Annotated in this window: 9 protein-coding genes; 5 read left to right on the forward strand and 4 right to left on the reverse strand. The window is 60.7% G+C overall.

Features of this window, described 5'->3' with window-relative positions:
* The first annotated feature begins 218 nt into the window (after positions 1 to 218).
* The 3 genes from IEY49_RS16165 to IEY49_RS16175 all read left to right on the forward strand — a co-directional run bounded on the left by IEY49_RS16165 (position 219) and on the right by IEY49_RS16175 (position 1,709).
* Positions 219 to 449: a hypothetical protein gene (locus IEY49_RS16165; RefSeq protein ID WP_189010654.1), complete on the forward strand. Its 231-nt coding sequence runs from the start codon at positions 219 to 221 to the stop codon at positions 447 to 449.
* 314 nt (positions 450 to 763) lie between these two features.
* Entirely contained in the window at positions 764 to 1,192 is a 429-nt protein-coding gene (locus IEY49_RS16170) for a response regulator (protein WP_189010656.1), read from the forward strand.
* Between the two features lie 289 nt (positions 1,193 to 1,481).
* On the forward strand, positions 1,482 to 1,709 hold the full coding sequence (locus IEY49_RS16175) for a hypothetical protein (RefSeq protein ID WP_189010658.1): 228 nt from the start codon (positions 1,482 to 1,484) through the stop codon (positions 1,707 to 1,709).
* 22 nt (positions 1,710 to 1,731) lie between these two features.
* Here the strand turns inward: IEY49_RS16175 and IEY49_RS16180 are convergent, their stop codons facing one another.
* Positions 1,732 to 2,154: a response regulator gene (locus IEY49_RS16180; RefSeq protein WP_189010659.1), complete on the reverse strand. Its 423-nt coding sequence runs from the start codon at positions 2,152 to 2,154 to the stop codon at positions 1,732 to 1,734.
* Between the two features lie 125 nt (positions 2,155 to 2,279).
* Positions 2,280 to 2,696, reverse strand: coding sequence for a response regulator (locus tag IEY49_RS16185; protein ID WP_189010661.1), 417 nt, complete (start codon positions 2,694 to 2,696; stop codon positions 2,280 to 2,282).
* Positions 2,697 to 3,154: 458 nt separating this feature from the next.
* On the opposite strand from IEY49_RS16185, the gene IEY49_RS16190 reads away from it, so the two are divergent.
* Positions 3,155 to 3,628, forward strand: a complete 474-nt coding sequence (locus tag IEY49_RS16190; RefSeq protein ID WP_189010663.1) for a hypothetical protein — start codon at positions 3,155 to 3,157, stop codon at positions 3,626 to 3,628.
* Positions 3,629 to 3,693: 65 nt separating this feature from the next.
* Here IEY49_RS16190 and IEY49_RS16195 read toward each other — a convergent pair whose 3' ends face one another.
* Positions 3,694 to 3,870: a hypothetical protein gene (locus IEY49_RS16195; protein ID WP_189010664.1), complete on the reverse strand. Its 177-nt coding sequence runs from the start codon at positions 3,868 to 3,870 to the stop codon at positions 3,694 to 3,696.
* Positions 3,871 to 4,141: 271 nt separating this feature from the next.
* Here IEY49_RS16195 and IEY49_RS16200 point away from each other — a divergent pair, with 271 nt between their 5' ends.
* Complete coding sequence (locus tag IEY49_RS16200; protein ID WP_189010665.1) at positions 4,142 to 4,642, forward strand: Hsp20/alpha crystallin family protein; 501 nt, start codon at positions 4,142 to 4,144, stop codon at positions 4,640 to 4,642.
* 312 nt (positions 4,643 to 4,954) lie between these two features.
* Here the strand turns inward: IEY49_RS16200 and IEY49_RS16205 are convergent.
* Positions 4,955 to 5,194: hypothetical protein (locus IEY49_RS16205; protein ID WP_189010666.1), on the reverse strand; the 240-nt coding region annotated here is incomplete at its 5' end.

The raw sequence follows: 5,194 nt of genomic DNA on the forward strand, positions 1-5,194 counted from the left end.
GTTTGAACTCGGCTGAATACGTCTTTCGTTGTCCCATGTCGCACCTCGTTGTCGTTATTCTCGGAGTTCTTAACTCCGTCTACGCACAACTGGTGCAACCCCACCCCCAGCACGACACCCCCAAGATTTCCTGTTCCTTATGAACAGTGTGATGTCCTTGTGCCGCTGAGGGGTGACATCATCAATGTACTTTCGTACATACGTTCAAGGAGGGCCATATGCTTATCCTGCACCTACATCTGACCAGCGGTGACGTGATTGAACTCGAGGTGTCCTCATCAGAAAAAAATCGGGTCAGCCGAACGCTGAACCGGGAACAGATGCCGACTCTGCCTTTCGTGGCGGTCGTCGGGGGGATGACGGTGGAGATCCCGTGGCGTTCGATTGCGTTCCTGTCCTCGTGCCCAGTCATGCAACCTGCGAGCTTGACCCTGAATTCCGCTGTTTGAGGGCTCTGAACCGAGGCATTAAGGGGCTGTGCTGCGGCGTGTAGGCAAAGTGCGACCGTTCTGCACCTCCACAAGAAATTGTGGGATGCGGATGGGTGGGGTGGTATCGGGACGGTGCGTGGGTTTGCCTTCACGAGAATCCGTTTCAGACGGATGTGACAGCCCCTCGCTTAACGTTGAACCATGGGCGTTCTTTCTTTCCATTTCAGAACACGGTGTGGTGTTCCAGGATGGCGTGATCAGAACTTCCAGCCTACCGGCCGTCCGCGAGGATACGCTCGCGGGTTGGGGGGTCTGAAGGAGGGAAAGAACCTATGTTCGACGTCCTGATGGTAGAAGACAACCCGTCTGATGTCGTCCTCATGGAGCTGGCCTTAGAGAATTTTCTGCCTGAGTTGAGGCTGACGGTGGTTCCCGACGGCGCCGAAGCGCTTGCGTACCTCAAGCAACAGCATCCATACAGTGGTGCGTTCCGCCCACATCTGGTTCTCCTGGACGGAAACACGCCCCGAATGGGCGCCATAGAAGTCCTGCAGGAAGTTCGGCGCATGGCCACCTTTGCTGACCTCCCGATAGTGGTGTTCAGTGGCTCGATTGCGGCCGAGGACGCGAAGAGGAGCATTGCAGCAGGGGCTGACCAGTATGTTGCCAAGCCGGGTAGTTTTGGTGATTACACCAGAGTCGTGCAGCAATTGCTGGCGTTCTGGTATGGAAAAGCCGGGACAGGTGAAATCGCCTCCTAGAGCGCGTTCTGGACATCGGGGGGACAGTTCAGGTGACCTCCCCTACGCGGTAGCGGCTTCTACAAAGCGTGCGCCGGCGGATGTGCTTCGCGTTCCAACCCGTGAGGTTGGCCGGGGTCTGCGCCTGCTGCTACGGGATTGGGGGCATGTTTGCGCGGGCTGTGGGCTGTTCAGAGGACAACATGAAAAAGCCTGCGAAGTGGGTCCTTGGTGGGAGAACAGTGTAAGACCCAAGGGTTTAAGGTCAGGTATCTCAACCACCCAATACCCTTTCGAGTCCGGAGGACGCATGCTCACTGTTCACGTGCATCTCAACAGCGGCGACACCATCGTTTTGGAAATGTCACTCTCCCAAAAAAACAGACTGAGCCGGACGATCAATCAGGCGACCCTGCCAACTTTGCCGTTTGTCGCCGTTGTGGATGGGAGGACGATCGAGATTCCGTGGCGTTCGATTGGGTATCTGTCGTCCTGTGCGCAGATGCAGTGCCAGGCGATCCAGGAAGCGGCTGATTGAGGTGCATTTGTTCTTCCTCAGGTCACGCTTGCTGGTGCGCCACCTTCGTCGCCTGCCAGAACCCTAAAAAAGCTTCCACCTGCACCACGAACGCCTCGAACGACGCCGACTTCACCAAGTACGAACTCGCGTGCAGACTGTACGCCTGACGCACGTCCTGCTCCGCAGACGAAGTGCTGAGCATCACGACTGGAATCCTGCGGAGATTCGGTTGATCTTTCAACCACTCCAGGAGCTGAAAGCCATTTATTCCCGGCATGTTGATGTCCAGGAGGATGACATCCGGGAGGGAGGAACCGGACTCCAGGAGCTCGCGTGCTTCTGTTCCACCCGACACGCAGGTCAGTGTGGAGTGCGGTTGTAATTGCGCGAAAGCTTCCTGCGCGAGGAGTTGGTCCGTCGCGCTGTCGTCGATCAACAGGTAATGCTGTGGGACGGACGCCATAAGGAAGTGTACGAGACGGTGCTCAAGACTGCACAAGCAAGTTAGTGCACGGGCCAAAGCAGGAGGAGAACAAGAACGCAGGGATGAAGAGGCTAGAAAACAAAAAAGAAGCTCCAGTGCTTGCTCTACTGCGCGTCCGAGACCCGGTTTGCCTGCCAGTACTTTAAGAACGCCTCCACTTGCGCCAGAAACTCCCCCAGCACAAGCGACTTCACCAGGTACGAGCTCGCATGCAGGCTGTACGCCCGCGTCACATCACTCCTCGCGCTGGAGGTGGTAAGCATCACCACCGGAATGAGCCGGAAAACAGGATCACGCTTGAGTTCCTCGAGCACCTCAAATCCACTCATTCCCGGCATATTGATGTCCAGCAGGATCACGTCGGGCTGCACGGTTGCGCTCCGGAGGTGATCCAGGGCCTGACGCCCACCTTCTACGGTGGTGAGGGAGCAATCCAGGCCGACGTGCTCGAAGGCTTCCTCTGCGAGCAGCCGGTCAGTGGGGCTGTCGTCAATCAGGAGGTAGTGGCAGGGGGCCGGCATAGACGCTGAGGATACGCTTGAAGGTGCTCGGGTAGTAGCGATGATTCGTCATCTCACGCTGGTTGTTCAAGCGTGGGATAAGCCGGTCAGCCTTGTTATCCAGCACGGGATTCCGGAACTTCAGATTGTTGAATCAAGCCCTGCACCCTCGAAACAAAGACATCCGACTTGAAAGGCTTGAGCAGGGGGGGTGAACTTCTTCATGCGTACTCCAACGTTACGGGGATTGGGCGGGCGGCCGTGCCCAGGTTGAGCAGGCCTTGGGGGTGTGCTGGCGGGTGGATTCAGGCGTTTCTTCCGGGTGGTCCTCCTGTCAGGCCTGGGCGTCTGCGAGGCACCCGTAAGGCTGACCTTCACCGTGATGGGGCGCTTGTGTGTCACGCCACCCCCCGCGTTCCGTACACCTCCAGCAGCACAACCGCTCGCGCGGCACACATGCGCCCTACTACCGTGCAGGCATGCTCACGCCCGCTGACCAGCGACCCCCCGATCTCGTTCCGGACGCCATCATCGACGTCTTCGAGCGGTACGCTCCCTGCAGTGTGGATCTGGGCGCCATGTTCCCAGCACGCGTTCTGATGGCCTGGCGCGCACCCGTGCACGTCCGCATTCCCCCGAAAGAAGCTTGGCGTGGCACGAGTCCGGCCAGGATCGGCGGCCCTGTTCCCGAACCGGATCAGGAAGACAGGCGGGACGGCAGTGTCGTGCCTCATCAGGGGGGGCTCCTGATCACACACCGAGCTGGGAAGCCTGAGGAGCACACCACCTGGGTCATTGACCCGGGTCACGTGGACGCTCTCGCTCGGGCGCTGATCGCGGGAAACGCCCGGCAGTTGGTGGTGGTCTTCGGTCCGGACGCCTTGCGGGTCGTCGAGGTCGCGCAGGCCATGACGCCGCATCACGAGCCGGCCTTTCGGGTGATGGGCTGGTGACGCACGGGTGAGCAGTGAAGCGCGGCCCCCTGGTCGTTCCCAAGAGGCCGCGTTTCGTTCGGTCGTTACGGGTGAATGAGCGTGTGCAGGAGGGTGGCCCCGTGTGAGGCGTACCGTTGCGCGAACGTTCGGCCGTCGACCGGCACGGGAAGGCCCGAGTGGATCAGGGTGGCGAGGGTCTCCCGGAACGTCGGAGGACTCCCGCAGGCGCTGAGCGCCGCGGGGACGTGGTTGTCCTGCATCAGGGCGATCACCTGCCTGGGAGGACGTTCGTTGAGAGCACGGCCGGGAGCGTCGCGCGTGCCGGCTCCAGCACATCACCCGTGCCGAGCATGAAAGAGCTCCCGGACGAACGCATCATGGCTCGCTGATGACCCGGTATGCCGGGTCATGCTGCAGTTTCTTGAGGCGCACTAAACTTGACGGGTACGCACTCAAGTTTTATATTTATCGCAACTCGGCGAGGACGGTCCGGCAGGACTGATCCCGCCCCCAACCAAAGGAGGTCTCCCCATGATGCGATTTGATCCTTTCCGTGAAATCGAGGAACTCACCCAGCGCATGGACCGTGCCTTCGCCCCCTCGGGCGACCAGAATGGTCAGGGTGCGCGCTTCGCCCCTCCGGTCGACGTCCACGAGGACGCCCACGGCCTGGAACTGACCCTGGACCTGCCGGGCGTCTCACCAGACAGCATCCAGATCGAGGCGGAAAGCCAGACCCTCAGCGTTCAGGCCGAGCGCCGCTACACCCGCACCGAGGGCCGCACCGCTCACCGCGTCGAGCGCCCCTACGGCACGCTGACTCGCACGTTCAGTGTTCCCGCCAAGTACGACCTCACCAAGGTCGAGGCCGACTTCGATCACGGCACCCTGACCATCCGCGTTCCACGCAGTGAGGCTGCCCAGAAGCGCTCGATCAGTGTGCGGAATGCCGGGCAGCTGACGTCGTCCAGGACCATTGAGTCCGGAAACACCGATAACGTTTCGAGCAAGTCCGTCGAGCACGCTGATTAACTCAATTCCAAAACATGGCCGGAGCTCAGGTGCTCTGGCCATGTTCTGTACAGATGGACGGCCTGGGCGAGCGCTTGAGCCCGCTCGCGTTGCCGGCGGGTGTACTGCAAAGCCCGCCGTAAAGCGGCCGGTGACCGCGCGACCAGGCACCCGAGTTCTTCCTCCGCGATGCCCTGGTATTCCCGCACTTCCAGCGTAACTTCCTCCTCAAAGTGCATCCCTTCTTCAATTGCTTCCGAGCATACGAGCAGGATTCCTGGTGTCGCCAGACGCTGCTGACCATGACAGCGTCGGCCCTCACCCCGGCAGTGCTCAGCGACCGGGCTGCACCGACAGGGGGCGGTCGATCTCGGCCAGAACGACCAGCCACGTGTTGGCCGCCGACTGACGCTCCACGGCCGCGTGGGTAGCCTTGCGCAACACCTGGGCGCAGGCCATGGCCTCGGTTCCGTCGGCCTGACAGGCGCTGACCAGGGCCTGGGGCGTCAGGGTGCCTTCACCGGCATAGGCGCGCATCCACTGGACCTTCACGATGGAAGGCCCTACCTGTGC

The organism is Deinococcus malanensis, from assembly GCF_014647655.1.
Classification (GTDB): Bacteria; Deinococcota; Deinococci; order Deinococcales; family Deinococcaceae; genus Deinococcus; species Deinococcus malanensis.